Annotated in this window: 21 protein-coding genes; all 21 read right to left on the bottom strand. The window is 68.0% G+C overall.

Translation table 11 applies throughout. From position 1 onward, the window contains the following. Window positions 1–51: 51 nt before the first annotated feature. Entirely contained in the window at window positions 52–762 is a 711-nt protein-coding gene (locus KY389_RS03315) for a DUF2793 domain-containing protein (protein ID WP_219829376.1), read from the bottom strand. Beyond that, on the bottom strand, window positions 752–4,636 hold the full coding sequence (locus KY389_RS03310; RefSeq protein ID WP_219829374.1) for a baseplate multidomain protein megatron: 3,885 nt from the start codon (window positions 4,634–4,636) through the stop codon (window positions 752–754). Before KY389_RS03310 ends, KY389_RS03315 begins: the two co-directional genes overlap by 11 nt. 27 nt (window positions 4,637–4,663) lie before the next feature. Further along, window positions 4,664–5,092 (bottom strand): NlpC/P60 family protein, encoded by a 429-nt coding sequence (locus KY389_RS03305; protein ID WP_219829373.1) that lies wholly within the window; start codon window positions 5,090–5,092, stop codon window positions 4,664–4,666. Further along, a complete protein-coding gene (locus KY389_RS03300; RefSeq protein WP_219829371.1) occupies window positions 5,085–5,918 on the bottom strand; it encodes a DUF2163 domain-containing protein in 834 nt (277 codons plus the stop codon). Before KY389_RS03300 ends, KY389_RS03305 begins: the two co-directional genes overlap by 8 nt. Continuing rightward, window positions 5,915–6,547 carry a DUF2460 domain-containing protein gene (locus tag KY389_RS03295; RefSeq protein ID WP_219829370.1) on the bottom strand — a complete coding sequence of 211 codons (633 nt, stop codon included), beginning with the start codon at window positions 6,545–6,547 and terminating at the stop codon, window positions 5,915–5,917. The genes KY389_RS03300 and KY389_RS03295 overlap by 4 nt, the downstream gene beginning before the upstream one ends. 10 nt (window positions 6,548–6,557) lie before the next feature. Continuing rightward, complete coding sequence (locus tag KY389_RS03290; protein WP_219829368.1) at window positions 6,558–7,211, bottom strand: phage tail tape measure protein; 654 nt, start codon at window positions 7,209–7,211, stop codon at window positions 6,558–6,560. Then, complete coding sequence (locus KY389_RS03285; protein ID WP_219829366.1) at window positions 7,198–7,452, bottom strand: rcc01693 family protein; 255 nt, start codon at window positions 7,450–7,452, stop codon at window positions 7,198–7,200. Before KY389_RS03285 ends, KY389_RS03290 begins: the two co-directional genes overlap by 14 nt. Next, window positions 7,449–7,763 carry a gene transfer agent family protein gene (locus KY389_RS03280; RefSeq protein WP_219829365.1) on the bottom strand — a complete coding sequence of 105 codons (315 nt, stop codon included), beginning with the start codon at window positions 7,761–7,763 and terminating at the stop codon, window positions 7,449–7,451. Before KY389_RS03280 ends, KY389_RS03285 begins: the two co-directional genes overlap by 4 nt. Continuing rightward, window positions 7,763–8,176, bottom strand: a complete 414-nt coding sequence (locus tag KY389_RS03275) for a phage major tail protein, TP901-1 family (protein WP_219829364.1) — start codon at window positions 8,174–8,176, stop codon at window positions 7,763–7,765. The genes KY389_RS03280 and KY389_RS03275 overlap by 1 nt, the downstream gene beginning before the upstream one ends. A gap of 11 nt (window positions 8,177–8,187) precedes the next feature. Then, window positions 8,188–8,607: a DUF3168 domain-containing protein gene (locus KY389_RS03270; protein ID WP_219829362.1), complete on the bottom strand. Its 420-nt coding sequence runs from the start codon at window positions 8,605–8,607 to the stop codon at window positions 8,188–8,190. Further along, entirely contained in the window at window positions 8,604–8,942 is a 339-nt protein-coding gene (locus KY389_RS03265; RefSeq protein WP_219829360.1) for a head-tail adaptor protein, read from the bottom strand. Before KY389_RS03265 ends, KY389_RS03270 begins: the two co-directional genes overlap by 4 nt. Further along, the gene (locus KY389_RS03260; RefSeq protein ID WP_219829358.1) at window positions 8,942–9,556 is read right to left on the bottom strand and encodes a head-tail connector protein; all 615 of its coding nucleotides are present in this window, start codon (window positions 9,554–9,556) and stop codon (window positions 8,942–8,944) included. The genes KY389_RS03265 and KY389_RS03260 overlap by 1 nt, the downstream gene beginning before the upstream one ends. A 187-nt stretch (window positions 9,557–9,743) precedes the next feature. Next, window positions 9,744–10,907, bottom strand: coding sequence for a phage major capsid protein (locus KY389_RS03255; protein ID WP_219829357.1), 1,164 nt, complete (start codon window positions 10,905–10,907; stop codon window positions 9,744–9,746). 120 nt (window positions 10,908–11,027) lie between these two features. Next, window positions 11,028–11,558 carry an HK97 family phage prohead protease gene (locus KY389_RS03250; protein WP_246587911.1) on the bottom strand — a complete coding sequence of 177 codons (531 nt, stop codon included), beginning with the start codon at window positions 11,556–11,558 and terminating at the stop codon, window positions 11,028–11,030. Between the two features lie 4 nt (window positions 11,559–11,562). After that, window positions 11,563–11,793, bottom strand: a complete 231-nt coding sequence (locus KY389_RS03245; protein ID WP_219829355.1) for a GTA head formation protein, RCAP_rcc01685 family — start codon at window positions 11,791–11,793, stop codon at window positions 11,563–11,565. A gap of 3 nt (window positions 11,794–11,796) precedes the next feature. Then, entirely contained in the window at window positions 11,797–12,981 is a 1,185-nt protein-coding gene (locus KY389_RS03240) for a phage portal protein (RefSeq protein WP_219829354.1), read from the bottom strand. Window positions 12,982–13,089: 108 nt separating this feature from the next. Beyond that, the gene (locus KY389_RS03235; RefSeq protein ID WP_219829353.1) at window positions 13,090–14,457 is read right to left on the bottom strand and encodes a terminase large subunit domain-containing protein; all 1,368 of its coding nucleotides are present in this window, start codon (window positions 14,455–14,457) and stop codon (window positions 13,090–13,092) included. Then, window positions 14,387–14,803, bottom strand: a complete 417-nt coding sequence (locus KY389_RS03230; protein WP_246587910.1) for a permease — start codon at window positions 14,801–14,803, stop codon at window positions 14,387–14,389. Before KY389_RS03230 ends, KY389_RS03235 begins: the two co-directional genes overlap by 71 nt. Before the next feature lie 267 nt (window positions 14,804–15,070). Continuing rightward, complete coding sequence (locus KY389_RS03225; protein WP_219829352.1) at window positions 15,071–15,511, bottom strand: hypothetical protein; 441 nt, start codon at window positions 15,509–15,511, stop codon at window positions 15,071–15,073. Window positions 15,512–15,621: 110 nt separating this feature from the next. After that, a complete protein-coding gene (gene mltG / locus KY389_RS03220) occupies window positions 15,622–16,803 on the bottom strand; it encodes an endolytic transglycosylase MltG (protein ID WP_219829413.1) in 1,182 nt (393 codons plus the stop codon). Continuing rightward, on the bottom strand, window positions 16,803–18,065 hold the full coding sequence (fabF, locus tag KY389_RS03215; protein WP_219829351.1) for a beta-ketoacyl-ACP synthase II: 1,263 nt from the start codon (window positions 18,063–18,065) through the stop codon (window positions 16,803–16,805). Before fabF ends, mltG begins: the two co-directional genes overlap by 1 nt. Between the last annotated feature and the right edge of the window lie 94 nt (window positions 18,066–18,159).

The following is an 18,159-nucleotide window of genomic DNA, read 5'->3' as shown; positions in this document are numbered from 1 at the left end:
TGACTAACGCATCTTGCAGGTCAGGAAAAGCGGGCGGGCCAAAGCCGCAACCTAACGCGGCAAGCGCAGCTCCCACCAATGAACCGACACACGCACGCGCCCGGTCGCGAAATCGCCGCCCTCGGCCGTCAGCAACAGGGGCTCGGGCGCGTAATAGGTCATCGGTGACCCAAGCATTCCGCGTGCAAAAGACCCCTCGGCCTTGCCCAGGCCCTGACCGAAGCGGTTCGTCGCTCCCGCCGTGCCCATGCGCCAGCTCGTCAGCGTGCCCGACAGCGCCGATGTGACCCGCGCCACCGCCCCGATGACCATTGCGCCCGAGGGGATGAAAAGCTGCGTGGTAATCTGTTTGCCTGTGGTGATCGCGACATCCTCCTCGGCCATGCCGGCCATCATCCCTGCGCCGCTGACGGAAAGGCTCAACCCGCCGACGACCCAGTCAGTCCCGTCATGGATGGCGGGCAGGCCGCGATCTGCCACGAAGGCCCGCATCCCTGCACGCGGCGGCAGAAAGACCCAGCCGCCATTCGACCCGATGGCCAGCCTTCCGCCCTGCCCGGCCCAGGCGCCCTCGGCCTGCGCGGGCACGCTCCAGCATTGCCCATCCAGAACGGCCAGCGGCGGGATGACCTGCGAGACGCTCTGGATCACCAGATTGACGCTGGCATCCAGCCGCATCAACGCTTCGTTCACTGTGACATGTTTCTGCGCCTGAGCGGGTTGCAGCAGGGGCATCTGAAGACGGGCGGTTTCACTGGACATTGAAATCTCTCCTGACAAAGAGGCCGCGCCCGAAGGTCTGCGACAATTGCGCGACGCGCACCGTGAAGGCTCCGGCTTGCATCAATTCGGTCAAAAGCGCCTGCGGCAGGTCATGCTGCGGAGCGCCGACCGTCACATCAAGGCGCGTCTGGCCGTTCTGGATGACCTGACAGAGGTAGCGTTCCTGCTCCTCGCCAAGCGGGATGTCGGGACCGTCCCAGCCGTCGCCCTCGATGCGACTGCGCCGGACCCAGGACAGGCTTCGGCCTTCAAGCCGCAGATGGCAGGGGGCATAGGGTCTGAGACCGATCCCCCGAACCACGGTGCCGAGGCTGCGATAGCTGGGATCGTCGGGCGATCTCAGCGCGGGCCCGATTCTCCAGAACCGCTCCTGCCCGCGGGCCGAGGGCGGCAGATCGACCTGACGAGGACCACCATCCAGCATCACGACCGTGCTGCCGACGGGCCAGACATCGGGCATCATCGCGTCGGTCCCGGCCTGCCCGCGCAGGCGCAGGCTGATCTCCCATATATTGGGGGCGACCAGTTCCGCGCGAGCGAATTGCATCACTTCCCACCGTTCGAGGCTGCCATCCCCGATCGCCAGCGCATTTGCCCCTGCCAGCAGCGCCCGCATTGTGACGGACGCGATCGGGTCGTTGGCAAGACGCAGCCGCAGCCCCGGCCCGCGATCCAGCACACCCGGCCTGGCACGCGCAAGCGGCGTCAGCGTGCGCCCGATCAGCGAGCGACGGTCCAGCAGCAGGTTTCTGTCGAAACCGCCATCCGGATCATCCGAAACCCAGGCTGCGACCGTCCCTGGCCAAGGATGCGCCGAGACGGCCAGCCAGGGCGCATGAGGCACCTCGTTTCCGCGCAGCAACGGCAGGTCCAGAAAGACCGGACGGACAGGCATGGGCGGCTGGTAGCGCCGGATACTGCCCTGTTCCTGGTGGCTGATCGCCGGGCGGTATAGCCCCGGATCGACGCGCACAGCCTCCAGTGTGATGACGCCCGCCCGCTCGGCCCGGTCGATCCGCCAGCGACTGTCGGGCAGCCCGGGACGTTCGACGATCACCACATCACCCGGTGCCAGATCGACCCGAGAAGGCGGCAGCGCAAATCGCGCGGTGTCGCGCGCGACCTCGGCCTCGGCCAGCCAGCGATCGGCGATGGCGCGGCCCTCCGGGCGCGTCAGGACCATCTGGAACTCGGTCTCGGCAACCGAGCGGCGGGCCGAACCCACGCCCACGGCTTCGGCGGCAGCGACGGCATAATCGGCGCCCGCCTCGACATGGCTCAGCCTGACGCGACCTGCAACCGTGGCCTCGGGCGCGCGGGTCGCCTCGAAGCCTGACAGATCGCCCGCGACCGCCAGATCGTCAGGCCCCAGCCGCACCCTGGCCAACCCGTCGCGCATCACGAAGGTCAGGACGCCATCGCGCTCGACTGCATCGAAACCATAGGCCAGCATCAGAGGCTGCAAGGCCGCACGCCCGCTTTCCTGCCCGGTCAGCGCATAGCCGCGCACCACGCCCGACAGGCGCGACGCATCCCAGGCCGCCACTCCGGCGGCCCGGCACAGATCGCCCACGACCGCGCGCAGCGTCACCGCCCCTGCCCGACCGTTCAGCCAATGGCCACGATCCCAGGCCGGACCATCCGACCACAGGTCGCGCCGCCCAGGGAAGGCGGGATAGGGGCGGGCATCCCAGGCCCAGACATGCGCGCGGCCCGGATCGACCATGAAGCGGCCATCCGCCATGCGGGGGTTGTTCGCCGGATCGTTCCAGAAGGCCATCATCGCCTCGATATAGGCGGCCTGGATCGCGTCGTTCCGGGTGCCGTTGGAATACCAGGGCAGCTGGCTTTCCGAACTCATTGCATCCAGGAACTTGTTGGGCTGGTTCGTCGCCTTGTCCAGCGCCGCACAACCGAATTCGGTGAACCAGAAGGGTTTCGAGCCCGGCACCCAGCCCGTCGGTTGTCGGCTACGCACCCCACCGGGGCGGTCGTAATGCAGGTTCTGCCACCAGCTTTTCAGATCCTTGTAGCGCCAGACCCAGGCCTCGTCATAGAGGCCGTCGGTGATCGGCGTGCGGATCTGTGCATCGCGATCGGCCTCGCTGGCATAGTACCAGTCGTAACCCTCGCCGCCGGCGATGTTGGACTTGAGGTAGTCGATATTGTCGATGCGGCCCCAATGCGCGTCCAGATGATCGTCGCCATCGCGCCAGTCGGACAGAGGCATGTAGTTGTCGATGCCGATGAAGTCGATATTGGGGTCCGACCACAGCGGATCGAGGTGGAAGAACAATTCTCCGTTGCCGGGATGGTGGCCGAAATATTCCGACCAGTCGCTGGCGTAACCGATCTTGACATTCGGCCCCAGGATGCCGCGCACATCGGCGGCAAGCTGGCGCAAGGCTGCGACTGCCGGATAGCTGTTGTCCGGCCCCCGGATCTGGGTCATCGCGACCATTTCGCTGCCGATCAGGAAGGCATCGACATTGCCCGCCGCAGCGCAGACATGCGCGTAATGCAAGATGAAGCGGCGATAGGACCATTCGTCCGGCCCGTCATACCGGACCAGATCGCCTTCGCGAGTAAAGTCTCCGGGCTGCGCAATGCCGAAAAACGCCGCCACTTCGGCGGTGGCAGCGGCCGTCAGGTCGGTGGTGCCGGGGCGGCCGGGCGCGATACGTGTCGTAATACGCCCGCGCCAGGGCATGACCGGCTGCTCGCTGGCGCCGTAGGGATCCGGCAGGCCGTTGCCCGCGATTTGCTCCATCAGGATGAACGGATAGAAGATCGCCTTGCGTCCCGAGGCAGTCAGCGCGCGCATCGCCTCGATCACCGATTGGTCCGAGGGGGTGCCGCCATAGATGGGCCGACCCATGACGCGCGCAACCTCGCGCGCCTGCGAACGGTCGATGCCGCCGGCGCGCCAAGGCATCTGCGTGCCGTCATTGCTGGCGAATTCGACCTTGGGCTCGACCCGGCATTCGCCGATACGCAGATCGCTGCCGAACCACGACACGATCACCGAGACCGAGCCGACGTTGGGCAATTCCCTCCCCAGCACATCCAGCGAGGCGCGGAAATCCGTCCCGCCCATCGGGGTGTTGACGTTGAAGCTGCGCGCCTCGCCCGGTTCAAGTTCGGTCGTGACGGGGGTGGTGGCCAGCGAATATTCGCCCGTTCCCGGGATCAGCGCGACCGCCTGCACATCGCGCGACACACCGGTGCCGTCGCGGGCGGGGCACGTCACCTCGAAGCTCAGTTGCGGCATCCGGTTGCCCCACCGCTCAAGGTTCAGATCCTCCAGCACGACATAGGCCGTGCCCCGATAGGCGGGGGCTGCGTCGCCCTCGATCGCGGCGATGGCGGGGTCCGGCATCTGCGCCTCGCCTCCGCGATAGACGCGCATGTTCAGGTCGGATTGCGCAATCTCCTCGCCATCCGCCCAGATCCGCCCCACGCTGAGAATGCGCCCCTCGCAAAGCGCCAGCGCAACCGACAAGCGATAGCTGACCTCGGTCACCTGCGTCCGGGGCGCGCCCTTGCCGCCGCGCACCGACTGGCTGCGCGTGACCTCCGTCAGGGGCGAGGCCCAGATGACATGACCCGGCATCCGCATCTGTCCCCAGACGCGCGGGATGGGCATACCCTCACCGGCCGCCTGGATGCGCAGCCGGTCGATGCGCCCGGTCTCGACCGCGCGGGCCCCGCCGCCCAGCAATTGCTGGTCGATCACCCGGCCCGCCAGCGCGCCCGCCGCGCGTCCCAGGACCGCGCCCGACAGGCCCAGGACCGTGCCGCCAAACCCCGCCCCAAGCGATGCGCCAACGGCAGACAGGACAATCGTGGCCATGTTTTCTTCCTTCGCAAACAGGATGTGTCAGGGAAAACGGAACCGCGCCGCAATCCGGCCCGCCCAAGGCCGCGTCAGCGGGCTCTCGATGACCCCATGAGACGTATAGGCATGGATGAAGCGCGTTCCCTCGGCATCCGAGACCAGCCCCAGATGCTTGGCGATCGCGCCTTCTCGCATCCGGAACAGCAGCACCTGCCCCGCGGCAAGGGGCGCATCGGCAGGAACTGGGCGCAGATGCCGCAGCGCGGCCTGCCACAAGACCTCGACGCCACCGCATTCCGCCCAGTCACCGCTATAGGGGGGCGGGGACTCGGGCTCGGCGCCGTGAATCTCGCGCCAGATGCCGCGGATCAGACCCAGACAATCGGCCCCCGCACCGCGCGTGCTGGCCTGATGGACATAGGGCGTGCCCAGCCAGCCGCGCGCGATGGCAACTTCGCGCGGCTCATCCATGGCGCCCTCCCAGCTTGGGCGCGAGCAGCCAATCCTCTGGAGGCAGGTGCGGAAAGCCGCGGAAATTCAGCAAGTTCGAGAACTTCAACCGGCAGGTATCGGCGGCCTTGTCGCAGCCAGCGACCAGCCTGATGCGGTCCCCCGGGGCGGGGGGGATGGCAAGCCCGGCCCAAAGCTCGATCTCGCGGCGCTGGCCCGGGCGGGCGGTGTCGTTCTTGATCCGCCCGCGCAGACCCATGGCTGCGCCGTCCAGAACCTCCAATGTGCCGCCCTCGAACCAGTTCGCATCATAGGCTGGAAAGGCGGACATGGAAAAGACCCGCCCATCCTGTAACCCCTGCACTGCCACCTCGACCGTCCAGGTCGGCCTGTCCAACCGCAGCTTGCACGAAGCGTCGCCCAGTTCGGCGGTGCAGCGCGGATGATAGATCCGGCCCTGCGCGTGGCTCAGCGGCTCAGCCAGACCGCGCAACTCGGCGCGGAAGGCACCATTCGCGCGCGAGACTTCGCCAAGCGTGCCGCGAAAGACCAGCCGACGCTGGCTGACATCGCGCCAGTTCACCTCCCACATGCGCAGGCTGGCCCCGTCCCACCGGCCCGACAACAGGTCGATTTCGGTGATGGCATCGTCGCTCAGGGCACCGACGGCCTCGCTGTTGTCCACGGCAAGCCCGGTTGCCTGGCTGATGGCCCGCGCCGTCAGCCCGTGATCGGGCCGAAAGGTCACGCCACCGAATTGCAGGCGGCGATCGTGATCGGTGAAGCCCAGAACCATTCCGTCGGACCGACGGATCGACCAGGCGCGGGCAAGGGTCTGCGCGCTCATACCCGCACCTCGATCACCGGGATGTCGGGAACCTGCCCCGCCTGAAAGGACGAGACCGACACCGCGATCCGGTCGGTGTCGAAGCGCACCGGCACGTCGAATTCGTAGCCCGCGGTGATATCGGCGCCGACCTCGGGCGGCTGGTGAAAGGTGATGATGCCGCGCAGGTGATCGACGACATAATTCGTGCCCGGAAACATCTCGTCGCCGCCAATGCCCGCGCGTACGCTGCCCGCAACGGGCTTGGTGATCGGCCGCATGTAGCGGTGCGCACCCGAAACATAGGCCTTGACCAGCGCAAAGCTTCGCGTCTGGCCGTCACCTGTAGCGATCACCTGATCGCCGAAGGCGGGCGATGCCGAAGGCAGGCAACTCTTGAAATCCGACCAATCCTTCCAGCGAAAACCGTGCAACTGCCCCGAGCGCGCCTCGAAGAAGGCCACCACCGCCGCCAGATCGTCCAGCGACCGCACTCCCATGCCCGCATCATAGCGCCGCCGGGCATGGGCCCAGGGCGTGTTACGTTCTTCATGGCCACTGGCCAGCGACACGATCTCGGTCCGCCGCTCGGGGCCGCCCACCGCGCCAAAGGACAGGTTGGCGGGAAATCTCACTTCGTGGAACGCCATCGTTCCCTCCTCAGCTGTTGCGCTGGCCCTGGGCCATCAGCCGCGACATCTGCGCCGCGATCTGCGACTGGCTGCGCTGAAAGCCCGCGACATCTGGCGTCTGGATATTGAAAGTTACATGGACGGGCCGCGCGCCCCCGCCCGCGGCCGCGACGCCAAGCCGCCCATCCGCTCCGCGCCGCAGGGGCATGATCGCCTCGGGACCGGCCTCGCCCATCAGGCCAAGCCCGTCCCGCATCGGGAATGTGGCCGGCGCGCCGATCACCTCGCCCCCGCTCCAGACGCGCCCCTGCTGGAACACGCCGCCATTGGCAAAGGGCGTGATCGCCCCCGGCAAGGCCGCGCCCAGCATGGTGGCCATGCCCCCGGCCAAAGCCTGCTGCACGGGCTTCATGGCGATCGCATAGACGCTGTCGGCCAAGGCCCGGCCCACGCCCTTCAGCGCATCCGACAGGCGCGCACCGTCAAAGACCAGCCCGTCAAAGGCGCGCCTGAGCCCGCCCTCAAGCCCCGAGGTCAGGCTGCCCATCTCGCGCGAGGTGAACAGCATCGACTGCCGCAGACGCGACAATTCCCCCTCGAAGGCCGCGACCATCCGGGCGCTCTGGGCCAGATCGTCGTTCAGGCCACCGATCCCGGCGCCATGTGCCTCATCCATCGGCATCGCTGTCCTCCTGGATATTCGTGTCAGGGACGCCCGGCGTCGGGGCCGGATCGTCGGGATAAAGCCGCGCAAGTTCAGCCAGCCGGTCGCGCGTCATGGGCGGGGCGGCGGCCTTCAGCCCCAGCATCAGCGCAAGCTCTGCCGGGGTCAGCGCCCAGAAGGCATCGGGATGCAGGCGCAGGTCGCGCAGACCCGCCCGCATCATCCCCGCCCAATCCAACCGCGCCGCGCCGTCGCTCATTCCGGCCCCCGAAAGGCCAGCGCCAGCAATTGCGCTGCGGCCCGTGCCGCGGCCAGGGGGCCGCCCTGAATATCGGCGGCCATCAGATCCTCGGCCCGGCCCGTCCAGCCCGCACCGCGCAGGCCCGCGACCAGAACCGCCATCACGTCGCGCCCCGAGACGCGCCCGGTCTCGAACCGCTCGGCCAGTTCCATCAGGCTGCCCGCGGCCAGGGCGCCCTCCAGCTCGGCCAGCGCGCCCAGGGTCAGGCGCGCCAGCCGGGGCTGGCCGTCGATCACCAGATCGACCTCACCGCGCATGGGATTTGCCATCACAGATCCACGAAGGTCAGCGCGCCCGCCGAGGCCAGAGCAAGCTCATAGGTCGCCTCGCCGTTATGGCGGCCCGCATATTCCAGCGAGGTGATCTGGAACCGCCCCTCGATCCGCCCGAAATCGGGGATCACCACCTGACAGCGCGGCGCCTCGCCGTCGAAAAAGGCCTGCCGTGCGCGGCCGTCGGTAGCCGCGTCGCGAAACACCCCCGACCCCGAGATCGAGGCGCTCCGCACGCCCGCCCCCGCCAGCAACTCGCGCCAGCCGCCTTCGCTTTCCAGGCTGGTGACATCCACCGTCTCGGCGTTGAAGGACAGCCGCGTGGCGCGCAGACCCGCCACCGTCTCGAAGGCACCGTCGCCCGTCATGTCCATCTTGATCAGCAGGTCGCGCCCGTTCTTCACTGACATGGTCTTGCTCCTCAGCCCAAATCGACGCGCGCACGAAAGGTCAGATCGACCTGCCGCGCCGCGCCATTATCCACCCGGCGCGCGACGGCGCGCAGGAACCACATTCCCGCCAACTGGCCCCGGTCCAGCACCAGCTGCGCCTGATCCAAGAGGTCCGACACCCGCGCCGCCGCCGCCTTGAGCGTGGCGAAACCCGCCCCGCCATCCTGCCCCGACAGAACCGAGACGACGAAATCGTGCCGCGCGCCCGGTGCTGTGGCGTCGCCTGCCTCACGCACCTCTTCGGGGCCAAGCGTCACATAGACCCCGGCGGGCGAGGCGACCGGCATCGCGTCGAAGATCGCATCCCCCACCAGATCGGCCAGCGCATCGTCGGCGCGCAGATGCTGATAGATTGCCGCCTGAAGGGCCGCGCTTGCGCCATAGCTCATTGGCTGTCCTCCTCTCGGGCAAAGCAGTCCAGGTAGCGACCCCCGGCATCGGCTTCGGCCACCGCCTCGATGCGAAAAAGCCGCGCGCCCAGCCGGAACCGCTGGCCGGGCCGCGGCCTGCGTGGATCGCCGGCCGGCGCTGCGCGGACCGTGATGCGCCACTGCACCACGCTGACCAGGCCCGCGCCGCTGCCCTTTTCGCGCCCTGACCGCGCCCGCAGCGAGGCCCAGAGCCGCCCGATCTCTTGCCAGTTCAGGCGGTGGCCGCCCATTCCGTCGGCGATGCGCGCGCCGTTCTCCAAGGTCAGTTCCACATCCAGCCGAGGCACAGGCATCAGCGCCACTCCCGGCTGCCGCGCCCGGCCAGCGTGCGGACCGCGCGCCATTTCTCGATCAGCGCGCTGACCCCGAAGGGCAGCGCCTGCCGGGCGGCCTCGTCATGGCGCACCTCGTAATAGCGCGCAGCCAGCATGATGACCGCATGGGCCAGATCCGAGGGCACCTCGTCCCAGCTTTCGCCGAACCCGGCCTCGAACCTCACCGACAGGCTGCCCCGGCGCGGCACATGCGGCAAGACCACGCCCGCAGGCAGGATCATCGGCCGCTGGCTGTCCGGCACCAGCCGCCAGCTTTCGGGGGGCAGTTCCGTTTCGGTCCCTGCGCCATCCTCGATCGCAATCCGCTCGACCGCCAGAACCGGCGCCAGGGGCAGCGACTGCCCCAGCCTGTCGCGCCAATCATCCAGCCGCATCACAAAGCGCCGGCGCAGCAGCACCTTGCCCGTCCGCGCCTCGATCGTGGCGATGGCCGCGCGCAGGAAACCCTGCAACGCGGCGGTCTCGGCGGCGTCCTCGGGCATGTCGAAACCCGTGCCAAGCCGCAAATGGGACCGAAGTGCGGCGACGGGCAAGGCCCCGGCCGGCACCCCGGTTTCCTCTATCAGCATCATCTCGCGAACCTCCCGTCCTGCCGTCCGCATCGTTGCTCGAAGGACAAGGCCCCACCAGGGGCCCCGCCTCGGTTCTCTCGGGCAGAGGGCGCGCCCGCACGCCAGCCATCAGCGCGCGCGGACAGTTGCAAAGCCGGAACGGCCAGCCCCAAGCGCGCCCTCGCCCGTCACCCGATCCCCGGAAGGATCAGGCGAACCGCAGCAGACGCAGGGCGCGGAAATCGGTCACGCCACCACCGACACGCTTGGTGGCATAGAACAGCACATGCGGCTTGGCGCTGAACGGATCGCGCAGCACCCGCAGGTCGGGTCGCTCGACGATCGTATAGGCCGCGCGGAAATCGCCGAAGGCGATGGCGAAGGCGTTCGGCGCCATGTCGGGCATGTCCTCGCTGATCATCACCGGATAGCCCAGCAGTTGCGGCACCTGCCCGACCGACAGCGCATCCGTCCACAGGAAGCGGCCATCGGCATCCTTCATCTTGCGCACCGCGGCGGCGGTCTTGGAGTTCATCAGGAAGGCCGCATTGGCGCGATAGGGCGCGCCCAGCGCATAGATCAGGTCGATCAGGCAATCGGCGGGGTTCGTTGCGGCAAAGCCGCCCAGCGCGCCCGAATTGACAAAGCCCACCTGCATGTCGGTCGCGGTGGCGACGGGCGCCGTGGTATAGCGCAGGATGCCCTTGGGCTTGTCCACGCCGTCGCCGTTCACGAAGGCCGCGGCCTCGGCGCGGGCGAAGCGGTCGGCGATGCGCTCGGCCAGCCAGGCCTCGACATCGAAGGCCGCATCATCCAGCAGCCGCTGGCTGGCACGCGGCACCGCCGAGAGTTCGTGCAGCGGGATCGAGATGCGCTCGATGCTGGCCGAGGCCGTGGCCGGCGCCGCCGTCTCGGTGGCCCAGCCGGCACCCATCTCGCCCTTTTCGACCAACGCCTCATAGACAGAGCTCTCGATGGTCACGACATTGGCCATCTGCCGCAGCGAACTGCTGGAGCGCAGCACCGCCTGCACCGTCTCGGCCACCCGAGGCGCCGCCAGGAAACCGCCATCGCTGGCAACGGTCAGGTTCTTTTCCTCGATGACCAGGCCGCGCAGGCCGTCATCGTCGCCACTGCGCAGATAGGCGTTGAACGCCTTCTGATGCGGCGCCTCGGTCGCGGCCGAAGTCGAAAGCGGGGTGCGGCCGCGAAGGGCGGTCTTGCGGTCGATCATGGTCATGCGCTCGTCCTGTGCTTTGAGCTGGGATTGAATATCGTCACGGAAAGCCCTGAGTTCGCTGACGAACCCGGTCATGGCCCCCTTCAGGTCGGCGGGCATGTCACTGCCGCCCGCGGCCTTTGCCTCGGTCATGGTCTTCTCCTCATCGCGGATGATGGGGACCGGCCCCGCACGGGGCGCCCCTGTTGACGGGCCGCACCTGGGAACGGCCCGAACCTGCAAGGGCCGCACGGCACGCACGGCCCGAAATGGTCAGCCGCCGCGCAACACGCGGGCGGCCTCGGTCAGCATGGCGGCGAATTCGGACAGATCGCAAGCCTCCTTGCGGCCCAGCTTCGCCTCGGCCAGCATCGGGAAAGTCACCAGCGATACCTCCCACAGTTCGACCTCGGCCAGCATCCGGCGGCCCTTCTCGTCGCGGGTGGCGCGCAGCGTGCGATAGCCGATAGACAGACCCTCGATCGCGCCCGCCTCGATCAGCGCAACCGCCTCGCGGGCCTGAGCGACCTGGGGCAGCAGACGGCCGCGGACCCACAGGCCCTTGGCATCCTCGCGGATCTCGTCCCAGACTCCGATGGGCCTGGACGGATCGTGCTGCCACAGCATCCGCACCTTGTCGCCCCGATCGGCCAGCCGCTTCAGCGAGGCCCCAAAGGCGCCCGGCATCACCGCGTCACCGCCCTGATCGGTCAGCCCGAACAGGCTGGCATAGCCCTCGATCACGTGACCTTCGGTCAGGACAGGCGATCCGCCCGCGAATTTTACCTCTAGTCCCGGAACCATTTCCTCAGCCTCCTTTCGGCACATAATCCAGTATCCCCTGGACGGCCTGTGTCAGGATCACCGCAACGACGCCGTAAACCGTCATCCACAGCCGCCGCTCCAGCCCCTCGATCAGCGCCTCGATCCGCTCCAGGCGCTTCTCGACGGCCCCGAATTGTAGCGCCATGATCCGCTCCTGCGCCTCGAAGCGCTGGTCATGCCACTGCCCGTCCCTGACGAAACGCGACCCTTCCATCCCTCACGCCCCTTCCAGGGGCGGCAGTCCCAGCAGCGCCCGCTTCTCGGCATCGGTCAGGAAGGTCGCAGCGGCCACGCGCGCCCATTGCTGATTGCGCTCCTCGGCCAGAGCCGGCACCTGATCGGGGTCGGGACGCAATTCGATTTCGGCGCCCAGATGCTCGGACAGCCACCACGCGACCGAGGCCGCGACCCGCGTCGCCAGCGGCAGCACCGTCAGCCGGTAAAAGGCGCGGTTCGCCTCGGCGTAATTGGCATAGGTCGCGTCGCCCGGGATGCCCAACAGCATGGGCGGCACGCCGAAGGCCAGCGCGATCTCGCGCGCGGCCGACAGCTTGGTTTCGTGGAACTCCATGTCCGAAGGGCTGAAACCCATGGGCTTCCAGTCCAGCCCTCCCTCAAGCAGCATCGGACGGCCCGCATTGCGCGCGCCCTGATGGTTCATCTCGATCTCGCCGACCAGCCGGTCATATTGCTCGGGGCTCAGCGTGCCCTGCCCGTCCAGCCCCTTGTAAACGATCGCACCACTGGGCCGGGCGGCATTGTCCAGCAGCGCCTTGGACCAGGCGCTGGCGCTGTTATGGACATCCAGCGCCACCGCCGCCGCCTGCAGGGGCGACAGGCCGTAATGGTCGTCCTGCGGGTGAAAGCTCTTGATGTGGCAGATCGGATCGGGACTGCCGGACATGTCGAAGCGATGCTTGCGCCCGCCCACGGCGTATTCATAGGCGACCGGCCAGCCATCCTCGCCCGGCACCACGCTCATCCGGTCCGCGCGCAGGACATGAAGCTCTTCGGGCAAGCCCGAAGCGCCCAGGCCCACCGCCTCCAGATAGCCGTTGCCCGACAGCAGCAGCTGCCCGAACAACGCCTCGAACAGTTCGGCCCGGCCCTGCCCCGGATTGGGACGCCGCAGCAGATCCAGCACAGGATGCGCGTCATAGCGCCGCTCGTGATCCTCGCAGACCAGAGGCACTGCCGCCGCAGCTTCCGCGATCAGCTTGACGCTGCGAAAGCCGATCGGGTTGCCGACGAAGCCGCCCCGCGTCAGGCTGCCGGTATCGCGCGCCGACCAGACCGCCCGGCCCGATCCGCTGGCCAGGGCGACAACCCGGCCGGTCGCGCTGGCCTTCCTTTCGGGAACGGGCGCGCCCCTGGTCTCCCGTGAAAACAATCGAAACGCCATCCTCGCCTCCTTCATGCGGCCAAAGGAAAGGGCCGGCGCCATCGCGGCCCGGCCCCTTGTCCTGCTTCATCATGTTTTGCAGCGGACTTCCCGAAACCCTGCCCGAGGCTAAAGCCGCCGCATCTGCGGCCGCCGCCAGCTTGCGGCGGGCTCGATCATCAGCTCGTGCATCGCCCAGACCAGGGCATCCAGACGGTCGGGACTGCCCCGCCCCTCATAGCCGCGCACCGTCATCTGGCACATCTGGTCCTCCAGCGCGCCCAGATTGCCCGCGCGCAGATGCCGGATGCGGCCCTGCTCGTAGAGCGCGGCCACCGGCTCGGCCCGCAGGCCCTTCCCGCGCGAGGCCCGCAGCGCCCGGAACGGGACCAGAGGGTCGATCTGCCGGATCACGCTTTCCACCAGATCGCCGCCCTGATTGACCTCGGCCACCAGACGCTCGGCGCCGTGGCGCTCCATCGCGGCGATGGCGGCACGCGCCCAGTCGGTCGGGCCGCCGCGGACGCTGGCATCCTCCAGCACCCAGGCCCGCCAGTCGCGCGGCTCGCCCCGCATCTCGACGCCCGCCACCACGATCCCGCATTCGTCGCTGCCCGCGCCCCCGGTCACGGCCGGATCGACAGCCACGACGATCCGGTCCAGGCGGGGCGCCTCGTCCTGACGGGCGGCCTCCAGCATGGCGGTGGTCCACAACGCGCCCTCGACATCGTCCAGCAGCACGCCCTCCAGCTCCTGCCTTCCCAGCCGCGTGCCGCCATAACGCGCCTCGACCTCGGCCAGGAAGCTCTCGGCCAGATAGGCGCGGTTGGCGTCGGTCGGCGCATGCGTCACCACGGTCGAGGCATTGCCCAGGATCCGCTTGAGCACGCCCACATTGCGCGGCGTGGTGGTAATGACCTGCTGAGGATGCTCGCCCAGACGCAGCGCGAATTGCAGCATGTCCCAGACATCTTCGGCCTTCTTCCACTTGGCCAGCTCGTCCACCCAGGCCGCATCGAACTGAGGCCCCCGCAGCGCCTCGGGCTCATGCGCCGAATAGCAGGTCGCGGTCGCGCCATTGGCCCAGACCAGCCGCTTGCGCCCGGCCTCCCAGACGGGGCGGCGGTCGGGCGGTGAACAGGCCAGGATGCCCGACTCGCCGAAGATCATCACCTCGCGCACCTGATCGAAGGTCTCACCGACCAGCGCGACGCGCTGACAGCGCCCCGGCGCAGCGGCGGATGGTCCCTCGACCATCCGCCGCACCCATTCCGCACCCGCCCGGGTCTTGCCTGCCCCGCGTCCGCCCATGATGACCCAGGACTTCCAGTCGCCCTCGGGGGGCAATTGATGCGGCAGGGCCCAGAACTCGAACAGCCAAGGCAGCGCCATCAGCGCATTGTCCGACAGCCCGCCCAGGAATTCCTCAACCTGCTCCGGCTCGGCGGAGGCAAGCCAGGCGGCGCCCGATCTCGTCTCGTGCGGCGTCAAGGTCAAGGCAGCCTCCTGCGACCCCGCCCGCGATCTCCTTGCGAAGTTTGTCAACCTTGTTCCTTTCCACCATCAGAAGCTGGATCGCGTCACGAACCGTGCGCGCCGCGTCCACCGCCTTTTTCAGCCGGGCCGGATCAATCTCGTCTGCCTGGATCGAGACAAGCTCGGCCTGATGCTGGCGCAGATCCTTGACGTAGTCCCAGAACAACCAGCGGGCGACGGCGATCTCGTCCTCGTCCACTGGTGCTCCGGCCGCGCGCAGCTCTTCGGCCGGCCCGGTCCCGGACTGCCTTGCGGCCGTGAAAGGTCCGGCGGGTTTGCCCGCTTTGCCCCATTCCATATCGTTCATGCAACTGTCCCGCCTCGTGTCCTGTCCGCACGAGCCTCGAAATGCAAAAGCGGCCTGAGGGGTCTCCCCCTGGCCGCTTGCCCATTTCTCCCAGCATGGGGAACTTCTACCTCAGGCCGTTCGGCGAGTCAATCGCTAAACCTGAGAGAGAACGCCTCTCATTCATTAAACGTTCAAAAACAAAGCCTTGATCCGCGCAACACCCTTGGCGCACGCATGACGAACCCGCGCAACACCCAGGCAGAATCGCGCGCTTCAGGGCCCGTTTCAGCCCTTTTTGCTACGCGCTTCGGTGGCTCTGGCGATGGCTTCGGCGGCCTCGGCCTGAACCTTCTGGGCAAAGGCCACCATCTGGGCGGCATAGGCCTCGGCCCAATCGGCCAGGCCGTGTGCGTCCTTGCCGCCCGCCATCTTCATCGCGGCGGCGCGCATCTCCTCGCCTTGGGCGCGCATTCTTTCATATTGCGCCTCCCAGCCTGATTGCATCTTCTGCCACTGTTCGCGAACCTGTTCGTTGGCGTTGGCCATATGCTCGCGGATCTGGCGGTTGACCTCCTCCTGCCGCTGCATGGCGCTGGCCTGCCACTGGCGGGCATAGTCCATGGCGCTTTCGCTGTTCTTCGCCATCTCGGCCTGCAGGGCGCTCATCCTCTCCTCAAAGGTCCGGGCGTTCTCGGCCAGCATCGCAAACATCTCCGACATCTTCATGGCAGCATCCTCCGGCAAGGCCCGCCGCAGCCCCGTGCCGCGCCGTAACGAAAAGGCCCCGCGCCAGCAAGACTGGTCCCGAGGCCTCTCAATGTCAAATCCTCCAAGTCCTACTGGTCGGTCTGAACCGGGCTGTCGGCGGGCAGGCCGCGCTGGCGCTCGATCTCGCGCCAGCGTGCGACTGCGGCGTTATGCTCGGCCAGGGTCCGGCTGAAGGCGTGTCCGCCCGTTCCATCGGCCACGAAGAACAGGTAATCCGTCGTGTCGGGGTTCAGCGCCGCCCGGATCGAGGCGCGGCCCGGATTGGCGATCGGCGTCGGCGGCAGCCCGTCGATCTGATAGGTGTTCCAGGGCGTGCGCGCTTCCAGTTCCGACCGGCGGATGCCGCGATCCAGGATGCCCCGGCCTTCGGTCACGCCATAGATCACCGTCGGATCGGTCTGCAACCGCATTCCCTGCCGCAGCCGGTTGACGAAGACGCTGGCGACCTGTGGCCGCTCGGCAGGAATCGAGGTCTCCTTTTCCACGATCGAGGCCATGATCAGCGCCTCCTGCGGATTGGCATAGGGCAGGCCCTCGGCACGGCTCTCCCATTCGGCGGCCAGGATCGCCTCTTGCCGCCGGGCCATCTCGGCCAGGATCGCGCCGCGGTCGCTGCCCTGCGACAGCAGATAGGTGTCGGGCGCCAGCGTGCCTTCGGCGGGGATTTCGGCCACTTCGCCGGTCAGAAAGCTCGCGGCCTTCAACCCTTCGACCACCTGCCAGCTGGTCACGCCTTCGACCACGACCAGCGACATGCGGATATCGCCGCGTTGCTCGGCCTCGGCGATCGCCTCGGGGCGTTCGTCTGCGGCGGGGTTGAAACGCGCGACCTCCTCATAGGCGCCCGTTTCAGGATTGGTGTCGCGCAGCAGCATGACCGTTTCGCGGACCCCCACCCGCAGCACGATCTCGGTCCCGCAGGTCGAAGGTCCGCCGGCCGTGATCACGCCGATGATCTCTTCCATGCTGGCGCGGGGAGGAATCAGAAAGCTGCCGAATTTCAGGTCTCCGGCCTTGCCCAGATAATCCGCCCCCGCCCGGAACACATAGGCGTTCGAGATCGCCCCCTGCGCCGCCAACCGTTCGCTGACCGCGCCCAGGCTGGCGCCCGGCGGGATCTCGACGCATTGCGCGACCTCGCTGATGCCGGGCCCGGTGAACTCGCGCTTGGCCCAGGCCACCGCCGCCGCTGCCGCGACCAGCAGCACCAGCAGCAGCGTCAGCATGTTCGAGGCAAGGTTGCGCCAGATCATTCCGCCACGCGCCCCAGGATCAAGCTGGCATTGGTGCCGCCGAAGCCGAAGCTGTTGGACAGGGCCACATCGACCTTGCGGCGCACGGCGGCATTGGCGGCCAGGTCCAGCCTGGGCGTGACGGCCGGGTTGTCCAGGTTGATCGTCGGCGGGCAGATCTGGTCTCGGATCGCCAGCACGCAGAAGATCGCCTCGACCGCGCCAGCCGCCCCCAGCAGGTGCCCGATGCTGGACTTGGTCGAGGACATGACCGCCTTTGCCGCATGATCGCCCATCAACCGCTCGACTGCGCCCAGTTCGATCGTGTCGGCCATGGTGCTGGTGCCATGCGCGTTGATATAGTCGATCCGGTCCGGCGTCAGCCCGGCCGAACGCAGTGCCGCCTCCATGGCGCGATAGCCGCCATCGCCATCCTCGGACGGGGCGGTGATGTGATAGGCATCGCCCGACAGGCCATAACCCAACACCTCGGCATAGATCTTCGCGCCGCGTGCGCGGGCGTGCTCGTATTCCTCCAGCACGACGACGCCCGCGCCCTCGCCCATCACGAAGCCGTCGCGGTCCACGTCATAGGGGCGGCTTGCGGCCTGCGGATCATCGGCGCGCCTGGTGGACAGCGCCTTGCAGGCGTTGAAGCCCGCGATCCCGATCTCGCTGATCGGGCTTTCGGCGCCGCCCGCGATCATCACATCGGCATCGCCGTAGCGGATCAGCCGCGCCGCATCCCCGATCGCATGGGCGCCGGTCGAACAGGCGGTCACGACCGCATGGTTCGGCCCCTTGAACCCGTAGCGGATCGAGACCTGACCCGAAACCAGGTTGATCAGCGCGCCGGGAATGAAGAAAGGACTGACCCGCTTCGGGCCCCGTTCCTTGATCAGCACAGCGGTCTCGGCGATCGAGGACAGCCCGCCGATGCCCGAACCGATCATCACGCCGGTCCGCAGGCGGCCTTGCTCGTCCTGGGGCATCCAGCCGGCATCCTCGACCGCCTGCTGCGCTGCGGCCATGCCGTAGAGGATGAAGTCATCGACCTTGCGCCGGTCCTTCGGCTCCATCCAGTGATCGGGATTGAAGGTGCCGTCCGTCCCGTCGCCCAAGGGTATCTCGCAGGCATACTTCGTCGCCACGTCCTTGGGATCGAACCGCGTGATCGGCCCGGCGCCCGACTTGCCGGCCAGCAGGCGCTCCCAGGTCGCCTCGACCCCAGAGGCCAGAGGCGTGACCATCCCCAATCCCGTGACAACAACCCGGCGCATCCGCATGTCCTTCAACTGCTCGCAATTCCCGCCCTGATACACGCCACCCCCGCGCCGTGCAACGCCGCAGGCCAGCGCGGGCCAGCGCCTTGCC

It is taken from the genome of Paracoccus bogoriensis, from assembly GCF_019431455.1.
GTDB lineage: Bacteria > Pseudomonadota > Alphaproteobacteria > Rhodobacterales > Rhodobacteraceae > Paracoccus > Paracoccus bogoriensis.
The sequence above is the reverse complement of the archived record's forward strand: the minus strand, read 5'-3'. Positions and strand labels throughout refer to the sequence as shown.